The organism is Mycobacterium sp. E2327, assembly GCF_001672675.1.
Taxonomy (GTDB): Bacteria; Actinomycetota; Actinomycetes; order Mycobacteriales; family Mycobacteriaceae; genus Mycobacterium.
Map to the genome: position 1 here is coordinate 23,174 of NZ_LZKE01000144.1, position 15,200 is coordinate 38,373.

The 15,200-nt window shown below is 69.2% G+C and carries 16 protein-coding genes and 1 pseudogene; 8 read left to right on the forward strand and 9 right to left on the reverse strand.

Features of this window, described 5'->3' with window-relative positions:
• Positions 1-16: 16 nt before the first annotated feature.
• Together A5712_RS17515 and A5712_RS17520 are read right to left on the reverse strand one after the other, a co-directional pair.
• Positions 17-520, reverse strand: coding sequence for a DUF2771 domain-containing protein (locus A5712_RS17515; protein WP_068107533.1), 504 nt, complete (start codon positions 518-520; stop codon positions 17-19).
• A complete protein-coding gene (locus A5712_RS17520; protein ID WP_068107535.1) occupies positions 517-2,181 on the reverse strand; it encodes an MFS transporter in 1,665 nt (554 codons plus the stop codon). The genes A5712_RS17515 and A5712_RS17520 overlap by 4 nt, the downstream gene beginning before the upstream one ends.
• Positions 2,182-2,312: 131 nt before the next feature.
• Here A5712_RS17520 and A5712_RS17525 point away from each other — a divergent pair, with 131 nt between their 5' ends.
• On the forward strand, positions 2,313-3,233 hold the full coding sequence (locus A5712_RS17525) for a DUF3027 domain-containing protein (protein ID WP_068107537.1): 921 nt from the start codon (positions 2,313-2,315) through the stop codon (positions 3,231-3,233).
• Here the strand turns inward: A5712_RS17525 and A5712_RS17530 are convergent.
• Together A5712_RS17530 and A5712_RS17535 are read right to left on the reverse strand one after the other, a co-directional pair.
• Positions 3,230-3,685: an SRPBCC family protein gene (locus A5712_RS17530; protein ID WP_068107539.1), complete on the reverse strand. Its 456-nt coding sequence runs from the start codon at positions 3,683-3,685 to the stop codon at positions 3,230-3,232. The two genes, A5712_RS17525 and A5712_RS17530, sit on opposite strands and share 4 nt — an antisense overlap.
• Before the next feature lie 22 nt (positions 3,686-3,707).
• On the reverse strand, positions 3,708-3,983 hold the full coding sequence (locus A5712_RS17535) for a DUF2530 domain-containing protein (RefSeq protein WP_068107560.1): 276 nt from the start codon (positions 3,981-3,983) through the stop codon (positions 3,708-3,710).
• A gap of 93 nt (positions 3,984-4,076) precedes the next feature.
• On the opposite strand from A5712_RS17535, the gene A5712_RS17540 reads away from it, so the two are divergent.
• The 3 genes from A5712_RS17540 to A5712_RS17550 are packed head-to-tail and all read left to right on the forward strand — an operon-like array spanning position 4,077 to position 5,598.
• Positions 4,077-4,508, forward strand: a complete 432-nt coding sequence (locus tag A5712_RS17540; protein ID WP_067154866.1) for a MarR family transcriptional regulator — start codon at positions 4,077-4,079, stop codon at positions 4,506-4,508.
• Positions 4,505-5,329, forward strand: a complete 825-nt coding sequence (locus A5712_RS17545; protein ID WP_068107541.1) for an RNA methyltransferase — start codon at positions 4,505-4,507, stop codon at positions 5,327-5,329. The genes A5712_RS17540 and A5712_RS17545 overlap by 4 nt, the downstream gene beginning before the upstream one ends.
• On the forward strand, positions 5,326-5,598 hold the full coding sequence (locus A5712_RS17550; RefSeq protein WP_068107563.1) for a DUF2537 domain-containing protein: 273 nt from the start codon (positions 5,326-5,328) through the stop codon (positions 5,596-5,598). Before A5712_RS17545 ends, A5712_RS17550 begins: the two co-directional genes overlap by 4 nt.
• Positions 5,599-5,741: 143 nt before the next feature.
• Here A5712_RS17550 and sepH read toward each other — a convergent pair whose 3' ends face one another.
• Positions 5,742-6,497, reverse strand: a complete 756-nt coding sequence (gene sepH, locus A5712_RS17555) for a septation protein SepH (protein ID WP_068107543.1) — start codon at positions 6,495-6,497, stop codon at positions 5,742-5,744.
• A 175-nt stretch (positions 6,498-6,672) separates the two neighbouring features.
• On the reverse strand, positions 6,673-7,791 hold the full coding sequence (gene serC, locus A5712_RS17560) for a phosphoserine transaminase (protein ID WP_068107545.1): 1,119 nt from the start codon (positions 7,789-7,791) through the stop codon (positions 6,673-6,675).
• A gap of 209 nt (positions 7,792-8,000) precedes the next feature.
• On the opposite strand from serC, the gene A5712_RS17565 reads away from it, so the two are divergent.
• Both A5712_RS17565 and A5712_RS17570 read left to right on the forward strand, forming a co-directional pair.
• Positions 8,001-9,026 (forward strand): diiron oxygenase, encoded by a 1,026-nt coding sequence (locus tag A5712_RS17565; protein ID WP_068107548.1) that lies wholly within the window; start codon positions 8,001-8,003, stop codon positions 9,024-9,026.
• Between the two features lie 18 nt (positions 9,027-9,044).
• On the forward strand, positions 9,045-10,736 hold the full coding sequence (locus A5712_RS17570; protein ID WP_068107550.1) for an FAD-dependent oxidoreductase: 1,692 nt from the start codon (positions 9,045-9,047) through the stop codon (positions 10,734-10,736).
• Here the strand turns inward: A5712_RS17570 and A5712_RS17575 are convergent.
• Together A5712_RS17575 and A5712_RS17580 are read right to left on the reverse strand one after the other, a co-directional pair.
• Positions 10,733-11,188 carry a VOC family protein gene (locus tag A5712_RS17575; RefSeq protein ID WP_068107552.1) on the reverse strand — a complete coding sequence of 152 codons (456 nt, stop codon included), beginning with the start codon at positions 11,186-11,188 and terminating at the stop codon, positions 10,733-10,735. The genes A5712_RS17570 and A5712_RS17575 overlap by 4 nt on opposite strands.
• Before the next feature lie 154 nt (positions 11,189-11,342).
• Positions 11,343-12,464, reverse strand: coding sequence for a citrate synthase 2 (locus A5712_RS17580; RefSeq protein WP_068107553.1), 1,122 nt, complete (start codon positions 12,462-12,464; stop codon positions 11,343-11,345).
• A 72-nt stretch (positions 12,465-12,536) separates the two neighbouring features.
• On the opposite strand from A5712_RS17580, the gene pdxH reads away from it, so the two are divergent.
• Both pdxH and A5712_RS17590 read left to right on the forward strand, forming a co-directional pair.
• On the forward strand, positions 12,537-13,196 hold the full coding sequence (gene pdxH / locus A5712_RS17585) for a pyridoxamine 5'-phosphate oxidase (RefSeq protein ID WP_068107555.1): 660 nt from the start codon (positions 12,537-12,539) through the stop codon (positions 13,194-13,196).
• 177 nt (positions 13,197-13,373) lie between these two features.
• Entirely contained in the window at positions 13,374-14,669 is a 1,296-nt protein-coding gene (locus A5712_RS17590) for a citrate synthase (RefSeq protein ID WP_068107558.1), read from the forward strand.
• 41 nt (positions 14,670-14,710) lie between these two features.
• Here A5712_RS17590 and A5712_RS17595 read toward each other — a convergent pair.
• A pseudogene (locus A5712_RS17595) lies at positions 14,711-15,200 on the reverse strand (NAD(P)/FAD-dependent oxidoreductase); the annotation flags it as partial.

Here is a 15,200-nt window from a genome sequence, read left to right on the forward strand (position 1 = left end):
GGCCTTCGGCGGAACGTCAGGAGGTCAGCCGCACGGACCATTCCGCGTGCGGGACGGCACGAACGGCGCTGATGTCGTTTTGTTGGCCGTCGTCGACCACCAACGTCAGCAGCTGCACCACGATCCCGGTCAGCTTGCCGCGCTGCGGGTCCACCGCCGGAATGGTGACCGCGAGGCGCGCCCCCGGTCGGAACATGGTCGCTGTGGTGTTGGCCGGATCCTCATAGACCTGCAGCAGCCGCCAGGGTGCCCGCGCGATGGCGTCGGGGACCGAAAGTTGCACCGGGTAGTGCTCGTTGAGCGGTAGCTCGCCCTGGGTCTGCGGCGTCTGGCAGTCGTTGAGGTTGAGCACATCGCAGTACAGGTACGGCCCCACCCGGATCAGGTGCCCGTGCGTATAGGCGCTGATCTCGGGCTGCTGGGGGCCGGTGCGGCGCACCAGCATCCAGGTTCCGACGCCGACCCCGACGCACGCCAGCGCCACCACGGTCGCGACGAGCGCGACCACGCCGCGTTTCACTCCGGCACCGCCGCCGGCCTGCCGGCGCCCCGGCGCGTGCCCTCCTGCTCGACCATGACGGGCCGATTGCCCCCGAGTCCGGGGATCAAGGAGTCGCCGCGGAAGCTGACAAGGGTCTGGGCCAGGCCGAGGATGAGCAGGGCGCTGACGGCGGTGAAGCCCACCCACAGCTCCGTGTACACCAGGACGCCGAGCGCCCCACCCAGCACCCAGGCCAGCTGCAAGGTCGATTCCGATCGCCCGAATCCCGACGCCCGCGACTCCTCGGGCAGATCGTGTTGCAGCGAGGCGTCGAGCGAGGCCTTCGCGATGGCGCTGGAGCCCGAGGTGATCAACGTGGCGATCACCGTCACCATCAGGGTGCCCGCCACGGCGGCCGCCAGGGCGACGGCGCACACCGCCACCGCGCAGCGCACCACCAGCACGGCCGGCCTGCCCAGCTGTAGGCGCGCGCTGGTGAAGTTGCCGGCGAAGTTGCCGATCGCGGCGGCGGCCCCGATCATGCCCAGCATGGCCAGTTGGGCCCATCCGTTGGCCTGATGCGCCTTGGCGACGAACGCCGGGTACAGGAACAGGAAGCCCACCATCACCTTGATGGTGCAGTTGCCCCATAGCGAGGTGATGATGTTGCGGCCCAACGGTTGTCGAAGCGTTCCGCCGACCCTTTTGACCTCGTCGGGCCATCGCCGCCGTTGGTCACCGTCGCGTCGGTAGCTCAGGGTGGCCGGGACTTCACCCGCGGTCACCTCGACCCAGCGCGGGATGCGCATCGACAGGAAGGCGCCCGCGATCGTGACGGCGACGACTACGAACAACGCGCCGGGGAGCTTGAAGAGGTGGGTGCAGACGAACTCGACGCCGCCCGCGATGGCACCGCCGGCGATGGTGCCGCCGAGGAGACCGAACACGGTCAGCCGCGAATTGACGCGCACCAGGTCGATGGACGGCGGCATCACCCGCGGTGTCACCGCGCTGCGCAGCACGCTGAACGACTTGGACAGCACCATCATCGCCAGCGCGCACGGATAGAGCACCATCGACGGGAAGCTGCCGGTGGCGCCGTCGTAGTTCATGATCAGCAGCACCGCCAGCAGGGTGCGCAGCGCGAACGACAGCGCGAGCGCCACGCGCCGGCCGTGCTGCAGGCGGTCCAGCGCCGGGCCGATCAGCGGCGCGATCACCGCGAACGGCGCGATCGTAATCAACAGGTACAGAGCGACTTTGGACTTGCTCTCCCCGCTGGCCGCAGCGAAGAACAGCGTATTGGCCAGCGCGACGGCCATCGCCGAGTCGACCGCGAAGTTGGCGACCACCGGCCACGTCAGCGCCGTCAGGCCCGACTTGTCGGCGCCGTCGGCGGTGGCGGCCCGCTGCACCATCCAGTACATGCGGGAGCCCATTTCGCGGCTGCGCATCGCGGCGGCGCGGGTGACGGTGATGCGTTCGCTGGCGGTGGACCCGCGTGGGGTCGGGCCGCTGTTGCGTTCCGGTTCGGACTCCTCGCCCAGCGGTGGGAGGTACCGGTTCGCGCTCGGCATCGGCGGCGGACGGCGCGATCGGCGATAGTCGGCGTCATCGGCCGGGTAGTTGGCCATCCCCGGATGCTGGTTGGCCGAACCCTTGCCGTTCGGGCGGGGTCGGCGGCCCGGGTTAGCGGCCACCCGGCCCCGAGCATCACGCCGGCGTCCAGACACCACTCAATTCTGTCCTATACGGGCAGGCAACAGGGCGTGGCTCGCCAACCTAGTATGGAGACGCACTGTAGTCCGATCGCCACGAGAGAGGGGGCAGCGTGACCGGACCCACTGAAGAGTCAGTGGAACCCGCCGCCACGACCGTGGCCGAGTGGCCCGACGAGTTGGCCGCGCTGCTCACCGGTGCGGCCGATCAGGCCAGGGCCGCCGTCGAGGAGTTCGCCGGCGCGGAGGCCGTGGGGGACTACCTGGGCGTCAGCTACGAGGACCCGAACGCCGCGACTCACCGGTTCCTGGCGCATTTGCCCGGCTATCAGGGCTGGCAGTGGGCGGCCGTCGTCGCCGCCTACCGCGGCGCGGACCACGCCACGATCAGCGAAGTCGTGCTGATCCCCGGCCCGACGGCGTTGCTGGCCCCGGAGTGGGTGCCCTGGCAGGAGCGGGTGCGTCCGGGCGATCTGGGTCCCGGCGACCTGCTGGCGCCAGCGGTCGACGACCCTCGGCTGGTCCCGGGTTACGCCGCCAGCGGTGACCCGCAGGTCGACGAGACCGCCGCCGAGGTCGGGCTGGGCCGCCGCTGGGTGATGGGCCCGGTGGGCCGCGCCGAGGCGGCCGAGCGGTGGCACACCGGCGACTACGGTCCGGATTCGGCGATGGCGCGTTCGACCAAGCGGGTGTGCCGCGATTGCGGCTTTTTCCTGCCACTGGCCGGAGCGCTCGGCGCGATGTTCGGGGTGTGCGGCAACGAGCTGTCCGCGGACGGGCACGTCGTCGACAAGCAGTACGGCTGTGGCGCCCATTCGGACACCCCGGCCCCGGCCGGCACCGGTTCGCCGATGTACGACCCGTACGACGACGGCGTGCTCGACGTCGCGGAGAACCCGCCGCCGGCCCAGGCCGAGGCGGTGGAGTCGCCGCCGGACGTGCCGGAGCCTCCGACCGAATCGCTCGTGCCTTCGCCGGAATCGCCGGAGCCTCCGGCCGAATCGCCGGAGCCTCCGACCGAGCCGGGGGACTAACCCTTCTCGGCCGCGGCTTTGATCCTTGCCAGCGAGGTCTTCATTCCCTCGAGCAATTCCCGCTCGAAGTTCGCAGTCCCGCCCATCAGCGCGTTGACCGACAGGTTAGAGACCGCGGTGACACCGTTCTCGGCGTGGCGGCTCTCCACCAACCGGGTGCCCTGACCGTTCGGCTCGAGCTCGTAGGTCCACACCGTGTGGTTGGTGTTGACCCGGAACGCCAGCTTCTTCTCGGGGACGACCTCGAGCACCGTGCTCGTGGTGGGCCAGAACATGCGGTTGCGGCGGTTGAGGTTGATGGTGCGGGTGCCCGGACGCACTGGGCCGAGCGGCCGCATCAGGCGACACTGCGGGCTCCACTGCGGCATCCGCCGGAAGTCGGATATCAGTGCCCAGACCTTGGCGGCCGGCACGTCGATGTCGATCTGCGCTTGCAGCAGCGGGGCGACCATCGCTCCTCCCGGGTCGGTGAATCTACTTGCGGTCGAGGTAGGTTTCGAGGCCGGTTTGCGCGCCGCGGGCGCCGCGGCGCGCGGCGGCAAGTTGCAACACGAAGATGCTGGTGCCTATCACCCCGACGCCCAGCCCGCCCAGCGTCACCGGGCGCCAACTGTGCAGGGCGGGCACGACGAACGCCAGGACCGCGCCGATCAGCCAACCCACGAAGCCGACCACGACCACGGGCCACACCTCGAGCAGCGAGGCCGGCAGCGGCGGCGCCTCGCGGCCTTGGCCGGGTTCGACAGTCATCGCGATCAACATAGCGCCCGCGAGCAAAGGACCAAAGTCCGTCGTTGGCCGTTTCGTATCCCGTCTTTCTCGCGTTGCGTGTACCCTCGCGCCATGCCTGACAGCGATGCGCGGCTGGCGAGCGACTTGTCGCTGGCAGTCATGCGGCTGGCCCGCCAACTGCGGTTCCGCAACCCGTCATCGCCGGTGTCGCTGTCTCAGCTGTCGGCGCTGGCCACACTGGCCAACGAGGGCGCGATGACGCCCGGCGCGTTGGCCATTCGCGAACGCGTCCGACCCCCGTCGATGACCCGGGTGATCGCTTCGCTGGCCGAGATGGGTCTGGTCGACCGCACCCCGCATCCCGTCGACGGCCGGCAGGTCCTCGTCTCGGTGTCCGAGTCGGGCGCCGAGCTGGTCAAGGCGAACCGTCGGGCCCGCCAGGAATGGCTGGCAAAGCGGCTGGCGACCCTCGACGTCGAGCAGCGCGACACCCTGCGCGAGGCCGCCGACTTGATGCTGGCCCTCGTCGACGAAGGCCCGTGACCGACGGCCTTGACGTTCAGGACGTCACCGATCCCGACGACCCCCGCCTCGACGATTTCCGCGACCTGAACAGCGTCGATCGGCGCCCCGATCTGCCGACCGGCAAGGGCCTGGTGATCGCCGAGGGCGTGCTTGTGGTGCAGCGCATGCTGGCGTCCCGGTTCACCCCGCATGCCCTGCTGGGCACCGAACGCCGGCTGGCCGAACTGGAGGACGACCTGGCCGGCACCGCCGCGCCGTACTACCGCGCCTCGGCCGAGGTGATGGCGAAGGTGGTCGGCTTCCACCTGAATCGCGGCGTGCTCGCGGCCGCCCGCAGGGTGCGAGAGCCCAGCGTCGTGGAGGTGGTCGAAAACGCGCGCACCGTCGCGGTGCTCGAGGGCGTCAACGACCACGAGAACCTGGGCTCGATCTTCCGCAACGCGGCCGGGCTCGGCGTGGACGCGGTGGTGTTCGGCGCCGGCTGCGCGGACCCGCTGTACCGCCGCGCCGTGCGGGTGTCCATGGGCCACGCCTTGCTGGTGCCGTACGCACGGGCCACCGAGTGGCCCAACGACCTAATGTTGTTGAAAGAGAGCGGATTTCGGCTGCTCGCGATGACCCCGCAGCGCGAGGCGTCCGCGCTGGCCGAGGCGATGGCCGCGGCGGTCGACGAACGCGTCGCGGTGGTGGTGGGCGCCGAGGGCCCGGGCCTGACGAGGGCCACCCTGCGGCTCAGTGATGTGTGGGTGCGCGTCCCGATGTCGCGGGGTACCGACTCGCTCAACGTCGCGACGGCGGCGGCCCTGGCCTTCTACGAGCGGGCTAGGCTCACGTGGTGAGCGACGAGTCCGTCCCGTGGGCAACGGGTTTGACGGTGTCCGCGTTCGGCGCCGCGGTTACCGGGATCGCCATCGTCGTGCTGAGCCTGGGGCTGATCCGGGTGCATCCGCTGTTGGCGGTCGGCCTGAACGTCGTGGCGGCGGGCGGGTTGGCGCCGACGCTGTGGGGTTGGCGGCGCACCGTGGTGCTGCGCTGGTTTGTGCTGGGCGCGGCCGTGGGTGTGGCGGGCGCGTGGGTGACGCTGCTGGCGCTGACTGTTTCGGGCTAGCGGTGCCGCTCGGGCGTTGCGTGTGAATCGTGGGCCTTGTGTGTGAGCTTAGGGCGCAACAATCGGCCAGATGCCGCCGTCACTTCACACGGAAAGCCCTGAGCGCACGGTTAAAGCGCTGACCGTTTCGGGCTAGCGGGTGTCTACCGCTGGCCGCCTGAGCGCACACCGAGCAGCACATCCTCCCAGGCCGGGATGACCGGCTTGCCGCGCCGGGTGTGCACCGGCTGTTCGGGCGGGGCGGGCGGCGCCGGCTTCGGCTCTTCTTCGCGTTCGAGTTGGGCAACCCGTGCGAGCGGCCGCAGGGGACGCTCGAAGTTCGGGTCGATGAGCTCGCTGGCCGGGTCGTCGATCGCGGTGACGGTGCCGCCGTGCGCGCCCGGAGTGAAGCAGAAGTGCGCGATGTTGTCGGTGCGGCCGGCCTTCCAGGCGAGCTGCACGGTCCAGCGGCTGTCCTCGTTGCGCCAGGCGTCCCAGCTGAGCCGGTCGGGTTCGAGGCCGCGCGCGACGAGTGCGGTGCTGATGGTCTCCAGCAGGGTCAGCACCGCGGGCCCGTCGGCGAGCATCGGGTGCGCGGCCGTTGCCAGCTCGGCGGCGCGGGCGCGTTCCAGCAACACCGGGTGCGCGAACCTGCGGACCCGCACGATGTCCGAGCCGGACGCCGCGGCCACCTGCTCGACGGAGGCGCCGGCGCGGATGCGGGCCTGAATTTCCTTGGGGCTCAACATGTTTGTGACCTGCATGTCGAGCGCCGGCTGCTCGGGTGGTGGCGACTCGCCGCGCAGGGCGGCGCGGAGTCTGTCGTCGGCCGCCAGCTTGAACCGATCCGCGGGGTCATCACCCTCGCAGATGATGTATTTGCCGTCGTCGTCGAGACCAACCACTTTGAGTACCCGCATGGCTTCTCCTCGCAGGCTCCGTCCCGCTGCGCGACGGACCCGTCAGGTCCGCACTCTAATGCAGCTAACCCCGGTAACCCGCTCTGACACGCTGGCGGGTTGCAGGCCGATGACCGAGAGGCGCTGCTTGATTGCCTGGCTCCTCAGCGGGCCACTGGCCCGCATCGTCGCCGCGCTAAAGCCGCTCGACCACCCAGTCGACGCACTGGACCAGCGCGCTGACGTCCTCGGGGTCGACCGCGGGGAACATCGCGACCCGCAACTGGTTGCGGCCCAGCTTGCGGTAGGGCTCGGTGTCGACGATGCCGTTGGCCCGCAAAGTCTTGGCGACGGCCGCGGCGTCGACGTCGTCGGCGAAGTCGATCGTGCCCACCACCTGAGAGCGCAACGCCGGGTCGGTGACGAACGGGGTCGTGTACGGCCTCTCCTCGGCCCAGGAGTACAGCCGCTGCGACGAGTCCGCCGTCCGCTTGACCGCCCAGTCGAGCCCGCCGTTGCCCAGGATCCAGTCCAGCTGTTCGGCCATCAGCGCCAGGGTGCCGATCGCCGGGGTGTTGTACGTCTGGTTCTTCAGGCTGTTCTCCACCGCGATGGGCAACGACAAGAAGTCGGGAACCCAGCGGCCCGACGCGGCGATCGACTCGACCCGCGCCAGCGCGGCCGGGCTCATGACGGCCAGCCACAGCCCGCCGTCGCTGGCGAAGTTCTTCTGCGGCGAGAAGTAGTAGACGTCCGCCTCGGTGATGTCGACCGGCAGCCCGCCCGCGCCCGAGGTCGCGTCGATGAGGACCAGCGCGTCGTCGCCGCCGGCCGGCCGGCGGACCGGCACCGCGACCCCCGTCGAGGTCTCGTTGTGCGCCCAGCCGATCACATCGACCGACGGGTCGCTCTGCGGCTCGGGGGCGCTGCCGGCGTCCGACTTGATGATGATCGGGTCGCCGACGAACGGGTTCTTTGCGACGCAGGACGCGAACTTCGAGCTGAACTCGCCGAAAGACAGGTGCAGCGAGCGCTTGTCGATCAGCCCGAATGCGGCGGCGTCCCAGAACGCCGTCGCGCCGCCGTTGCCCAGGATGACCTCATAGCCGTCCGGCACCGAGAACAGCTCCCTGACGCCGGACCGGACCCGGCCCACCAAATCCTTGACGGGCGCCTGCCGGTGCGACGTGCCGAACAGCGGCGCCGCGGTGGTGGTCAACGCCTTGAGTTGTTCGGGCCGGACCTTCGAGGGACCGGAGCCGAAGCGGCCGTCGCGGGGTTTGATGTCGGAGGGGATCTCGAGCTGGTCAGCCATGCCAGCCAGCCTAGTGAGCGCTCCGAGGGTGGCGACGCCGTGGGCCGAGGTAGCCGGCCGCGCCCTCGTGGTGTGTGAGCCACGCAACACCGCTGGCGTGACCACCGGTCAGGCCACAGTGCTTTCGGGCGGTCTAGAAAATACCCGGTACCTGCGGTACTGTCTGGACATTGCACGTCCGAATGTAAACCTCGGCGGGGAGGCTTGGAATGGACAGGACGCGATTGGTCCGGCGTTGGCGGCGCAACATGGAAGTCCGCGACGACGCCGAGTACGTGAACATGCTTGCCACACTGTCCGAGGGGTCGGTGCGGCGAAACTTCAACCCGTACACCGACATCGACTGGGACTCACCGGAATTCGCGGTCACCGAGAACGACCCCCGCTGGATCCTGCCGCTGACGGACCCGCTGGGCCGCCATCCCTGGTACCAGGCCCAGTCCGAGGAACGCAAGATCAAGATCGGGATGTGGCGGCAGGCCAACGTGGCCAAGGTGGGCCTGCACTTCGAGTCGATCTTGATCCGCGGGCTGATGAACTACACGTTCTGGGTTCCCAACGGGTCGCCGGAATACCGGTATTGCCTGCACGAATCGGTCGAAGAGTGCAACCACACCATGATGTTCCAGGAGATGGTGAACCGCGTCGGCGCCGACGTTCCCGGCATGCCGCGGATGCTCAAGTGGCTCTCGCCGCTGGTTCCGCTTGTCGCCGGCCCGTTGCCGGTGGCGTTCTTCATCGGGGTGCTGGCCGGCGAGGAGCCCATCGATCACACACAGAAAAACGTTCTGCGCGAAGGCAAGTCGCTGCACCCCATCATGGAGCGGGTGATGGCCATTCACGTGGCCGAGGAGGCCAGGCACATTTCGTTCGCGCACGAATTCCTGCGCAAGCGGCTGCCGGAGTTGTCTAAGCGGCAGCGCTTCTGGACCGCGTTGTATCTGCCGTTGACGATGCGGGTGTTGTGCCAGGCGATCACGGTGCCGCCCAAGGCGTTCTGGCGGGAGTTCGACATCCCGCGCGAGGTCAAGAAGGAACTCTTCTTCCGGTCGCCGGAATCGCGAAAGTGGTTGAGCGACATGTTCGCCGACGTTCGGATGCTCGCCTACGAAACCGGTCTGATGGAAGCGCGTTCCGCCCGGCTGATGTGGCGGCTCTGCAAGATCAACGGCAAGCCGTCGCGCTACCGCAGCGAGCCGCAGCGCCGGCACCTGGCCGCCGCCCCGGCCGCGTAGCGCCGCACGGGTTGATCCATGCCGCACGTTATTACCCAGTCGTGCTGCAACGACGGGTCCTGTGTCTTCGCCTGCCCGGTGAACTGCATTCACCCCACACCGGACGAGCCGGGCTTCGCGACGTCGGAGATGCTCTACATCGATCCGGTGGCCTGCGTGGACTGCGGTGCGTGCGTGAGCGCGTGCCCGGTCGGCGCGATCGCGCCGGACACCCGGCTGGAGCCCAAGCAGCTGCCCTTCGTCGAGATCAACTCCTCGTTCTACCCCGAGCGACCCGCCGACGTGAAGCTGCCGCCGACGTCGAAGCTGGCCCCGGTGATCCCGGCCGCCGAGGTGCGCGCGCGCCGTCGGCCGTTGACCGTGGCCATCGTGGGATCCGGGCCGGCGGCGATGTATGCCGCCGACGAACTGCTCACCCAACACGGGGTGCGGGTCAACGTCTTCGAGAAGCTGCCCACGCCCTACGGATTGGTGCGCGCCGGGGTGGCGCCCGATCACCAGAACACCAAGAGGGTCACCCGGCTCTTTGACCGCGTATCGCACCACCGCCATTTCCGGTTCTACCTCAACGTCGAGGTCGGCGAGCATCTCAGCCACGCCGATCTGTTGTCCCACCACCACGCCGTGCTGTACGCGGTGGGCGCGCCGGATGATCGCCGGTTGGACATCGACGGGATGGGCCTGCCGGGCACTGGCACCGCCACCGAGTTCGTCGCGTGGATCAACGGGCATCCCGACTTCACCGACCTGCCGGTCGATCTCGGTCACGAACGCGTGGTGATCATCGGCAACGGCAACGTCGCCCTCGACGTGGCCCGAGTGCTGACGGCTGACCCGGAGGACCTCGCCCGAACCGACATCTCGGACCACGCGCTGGAAGCGCTTCGCCGCTCGGCCGTGCGGGAAGTGGTGATCGCGGCTCGGCGCGGGCCCGCCCATTCGGCGTTCACCCTGCCCGAATTGATCGGGCTGACCGGCACATCCGAGGTCGTGCTCGACGCCGCCGACCACCAACGCGTGGCGAGCGATCTGGCGAGCGTTCCGGATCCGCTGACCAAGACCAAGCTGGAGATCCTCAGCAAACTGGGCGACGCTTCGGCACCCTTGTCGCGCAAGCGAATCCGGCTGGCCTATCAGCTCACCCCCGAGCGCGTGCTGGGTGAGCGGCGTGCGACCGGCGTGCAATTCTCCGTCACCGGCACCGACGAGGCGCGCCGGCTCGAGGCCGGACTGGTGCTGACGTCGATCGGCTACCGCGGCAAGGCGATTCGCGACCTTCCGTTCGATGAATCCGCCGCCATCGTGCCCAACGATGGTGGTCGCGTCGTCGAACCCGGCTCCGGCCTAGCGGTGCCCGGCGCATACGTGGCGGGCTGGATCAAGCGCGGGCCGACGGGGTTCATCGGCACCAACAAGTCCTGCTCGATCCAGACCGTCCACGCCTTGGTGGCCGATTTCAACGCCGGCCGGCTCACCGATCCGGTGGCCAAGCCGGAGGCCCTGGGCCGGCTGGTGCGGGCGCGCCGACCCGCCGTCGTCGACTCGGCGGGGTGGCACGCGATCGACGCGGCGGAGATCGAGCGCGGCGGCCGCGACGGCCGGCCCCGCAACAAGTTCACCGCCGTCGCCGACATGCTCGCCGCGGCGGCCGCCGCGGAGCCGGCGCCGCCGATGCGACGCCGGCTGCTGGCCCGGCTGCGGGACTCTTAGCCCGCCTGCCCGGCCATCGCTGCCGCGATCTCGTCGGGGCTGACCTCGCGCACCGGCTGTCCCAGCGACCAGTGGTGGCCGAACGGGTCGGCGACCACGCCGTAGCGGTCTCCCCAGAACTGGTCGTCCAACGGGGCCACCACGGTGGCGCCCGCGTCCAGGGCCCGCTGGAACTTGGCGTCGACGTCGGTCACCGTCAGGTGAATGGTGACCGGGGTCCCGCCCAGCGACTTGGGCGTCATCGACTTGCCGCCGCAGGTTTCGGGGAAGTCGTCGTTGAGCATCACCGTGAAGCCGTTGATGCGCAGCGCGGCGTGGATGAGCCTGCCGTCGGGACCGGGCACGCGGCCCAGCTCCTCGGCGCCAAAAGCCTTGATGTAGAAGTCGATCGCCGCGGCGGCGTTGTCGACCACGAGGTGCGGGGACAGTGCCGGTTCGATGTTGATCGCCATGATGGCCTCCTGTTGTCGGTCTCGGATGCCAGCCCAGGCGCAGGCTGGCTCACGGTTATTGACTCGGCCCGCGACTCAAACTCATCGCGGCCGGATTCATTGAACCGCCGGGCACCGACAACTAACGGACGCCTGCGTGACGCCAGCGCGAAGATCAGGCAGAGGTGAGAACCCGGTCCCAGCCCTCGACCTCTTCCGGGCTGCGGGGGCCCGGTCCGACATAGATGGCCGAAGGGCGCACCAGCTTCCCGAGCCGCTTCTGCTCGAGGATGTGGGCGCACCATCCCGCGGTGCGACCACAGGTGAACATCGCCGGCATCATGTTGGCCGGCACCCGGGCGAAGTCCAGGATGACGGCGGCCCAGAACTCGACGTTGGTTTCGATGGCCCGGTCCGGGCGCCGCTCCCGCAGTTCGGCCAGCGCGGCCTGCTCCAGCGCGACCGCGACCTCGTGCCGCGGGGCGCCGAGCCGTTCCGCGGCCGCCCGCAGCACCCGCGCCCGCGGGTCCTCGGCGCGGTAAACCCGGTGGCCGAATCCCATCAGCTTGTCGCCGCGGTCCAGGATCGACTTGACCAGGCCGCGGGCGTCGCCGGTGCGCTCGACCTCCTCGATCATCGGCAGCACTCGCGCCGGCGCACCACCGTGCAGGGGACCGCTCATCGCCCCGATCGCCCCCGACAGCGATGCCGCGACGTCGGCGCCGGTCGAGGCGATCACCCGCGCGGTGAACGTGGACGCGTTCATGCCGTGCTCGGCGGCCGACACCCAGTAGGCGTCGATGGCCTCGACGTGCCGGGGGTCCGGCTCGCCCTGCCATCGGGTCATGAAGCGCGCTGTGACGGTGGGGCATTCGTCGATCACTCGCTGCGGAACGGCCGGCTGGTAAATGCCGCGCGCCGACTGTGCGACGTAGGACAGCGCCATCACCGAGGCCCGGGCCAGCTGGTCGCGGGCGGTGGCCTCGTCGGTGTCGAGCAAGGGCTTGTAGCCCCAAATGGGGGCCAGCATCGCCAGGCCCGCCTGCACGTCGACCCGCACGTCGCCGGTGTGGATGGGCAGCGGGAACGGTTCGGCGGGCGGCAGCCCGTGGCCGAACTTTCCGTCGACCAGGAGCGCCCAGACGTCGCCGAAGGTGACCTGCTGCGTCACCAGGTCTTCGATGTCGACGCCGCGGTAGCGCAGCGCGCCGCCGTCTTTATCCGGTTCGGCAATTTCGGTGGTGAAGGCCACCACGCCTTCCAGGCCGGGGACAAAGTTTTCGGGGACAACAGTCATGGGAGAAATTCTCGCACCCCAGCTACGGGCGGACGCTACCGGCCGGTAGCTACCGCCGGTAGCGTGGGCGCAATGGCTGGACCAGCGGAGGAACACCTGCAGAGGATGCGCGTCGAGTACGGGTCGGTCGAAAAGGACGGCAGCCCGGACCTGGATGCGGATTGGTTGGCCGACGGGTGGCTTGCCTTGTTCCGCAAGTGGATTGAGGACGCCGAGCGCGCCGGGGTGGCCGAGCCCAATGCGTTCGTGTTGGCCACCGTCGCGGAGGGCCGGCCGGTCAGCCGATCGGTGTTGTGCAAGAGCGCCGACGAGACCGGAATCACTTTTTTCACCAACTACGACTCGGCCAAGGGCGTCGAGCTGGCGGCCACGCCGTACGCGTCGGCGACCTTCCCCTGGTACCTGCTGGGGCGGCAGGTGCACATCCGCGGCCCGGTCAGCAGGGTCGACGCGCAGGTCACGCAGGACTACTGGGCCCAGCGGCCGCGCGGCTCACAACTGGGCGCCTGGGCGTCGCACCAGTCGCGGCCGATCGCCTCGCGCGCGGCGCTGCTCGAGCAGCTCGACGAGGTGACGCAGCGCTTCGCCGACTCGGAGCGCGTCCCGGTTCCGCCCAACTGGGGCGGCTACCTCCTGGCGCCCGAGGTGGTCGAATTCTGGCAGGGCCGAGAAAACCGGGTGCACAACCGGATTCGCGTCGTGGGCGGGCGGGTCGAGCGCCTGCAGCCCTGAACGCCGGCGCGCGCTATGAGGCCCGTCACACCCCGAGTTCATCCCGGCTTAACCGCCGGATGGGCGCACGACCAGCGGACTCGACCCCGGGCAGGCGCGCCGCCGCCGCAACGACTACCTTCAGCAGTAAGCACCTAGTCAGGGCAGCCATACCAGCCAGAGCGCAAAGGGGTTCTCGTGGCCGACACCGACGACACCGCAACTCTGAAGTACCCGGGGGGCGAGATCGACCTGGAGGTCGTTCACGCCACCGAAGGAGCTGACGGCATCGCGCTTGGCCCGCTTTTGTCCAAGACCGGTTACACGACGTTCGACAACGGCTTCGTCAACACCGCGTCTTGCAAAAGCTCCATCACCTACATCGACGGCGACGCGGGGATCCTGCGCTACCGCGGCTACCCGATCGAGCAGTTGGCCGAGAAGTCGACCTTCATCGAGGTCAGCTACCTGCTGATCTACGGTGAGCTGCCGAACAAGCAGCAGCTGGACGAGTTCACCAACCGGATCCAGCGGCACACCATGCTGCACGAGGACCTGAAGCGCTTCTTCGACGGCTTCCCGCCCAACGCGCACCCGATGCCGGTGCTGTCGAGCGTGGTGAACGCGCTGAGCTCGTACTACCCCGACGCCCTGGACCCGGTGGACAACGGCCAGGTGGAGCTGTCCACCACCCGCCTGCTGGCGAAGCTGCCCACCATCGCCGCGTACGCCTACAAGAAGTCGATCGGGCAACCGTTCCTCTACCCGGACAACTCGCTTTCCCTGGTGGAGAACTTCCTGCGGATGACGTTCGGGCTACCGGCCGAGCCCTACCACGCCGACCCGGAAATCGTCCGGGCCCTGGACATGCTGTTCATCCTGCACGCCGACCACGAGCAGAACTGCTCGACGTCCACGGTTCGGCTGGTCGGCTCATCGCGGGCCAACCTGTTCACCTCGATCTCCGGCGGCATCAACGCGCTATGGGGGCCGCTGCACGGCGGCGCCAACCAGGCGGTGCTCGAGATGCTCGAAGACATCCGCCAGAGCGACGACGACGTCACCGAATTCGTCCGCAAGGTGAAGAACCGCGAGGCCGGCGTCAAGCTGATGGGCTTCGGCCACCGCGTCTACAAGAACTACGACCCCCGGGCGCGGATCGTCAAGGAGCAGGCCGACAAGATCCTGTCCAAGCTCGGCGGCGACGACGACCTGCTCAGCATCGCTAAGGAACTCGAAGAGGCGGCGCTCACCGACGATTACTTCGTCGAGCGCAAGCTCTACCCTAACGTCGACTTCTACACCGGCCTGATCTACCGGGCGCTCGGGTTCCCGACCCGGATGTTCACCGTGCTGTTCGCGTTGGGCCGGCTGCCCGGCTGGATCGCGCACTGGCGCGAGATGCACGACGAGGGCGACAGCAAGATCGGCCGCCCGCGCCAGATCTACACCGGCTACACCGAGCGCGACTACGCGACCATCAACGACCGCTAGTTCCGGCCACCAGACGCAAAAGCCCCCTTTTCGGCGCGAAATCAGGGGCTTTTACGTCTGCTCGCGAGGGAAGCCAGCACGGCCATTGCGGCGTTGTGGCCGCCGATGCCCGACACCGCCCCGCCGCGGCGGGCGCCCGAGCCGCACAACATGATTCGTTCGTGGGCCGTCGCGACGCCCCATCGCCGTGCGGCGGTGTCCAGCGGGTCGTCGTCGTCGGCGAACGGCCATGACAGCCCGCCGTGAAAGATGTTGCCCGCGGTCATGCCCAGCGTGCGGTGCAGGTCCAGGGTGGTCGTCGTCTCGATGCAGGGGCGACCGTGCGCATCGCTCAGGAGGACGTCCTGAATCGGTTCGGCCAGAACGGAATTCAGCGACTCCAGCACCGCCTCGGTCAGCCGGTCGCGCAGCGCGCCGGAGTAGCTGCCGTCGAACAGCGAGTGCGGGGTGTGCAGGCCGAACACCGTCATGGTGTGGGCGCCCGAGTCGCGGAGGGCGGCCGACAGAATGCTGGGGTCGGTCAGCGAATGG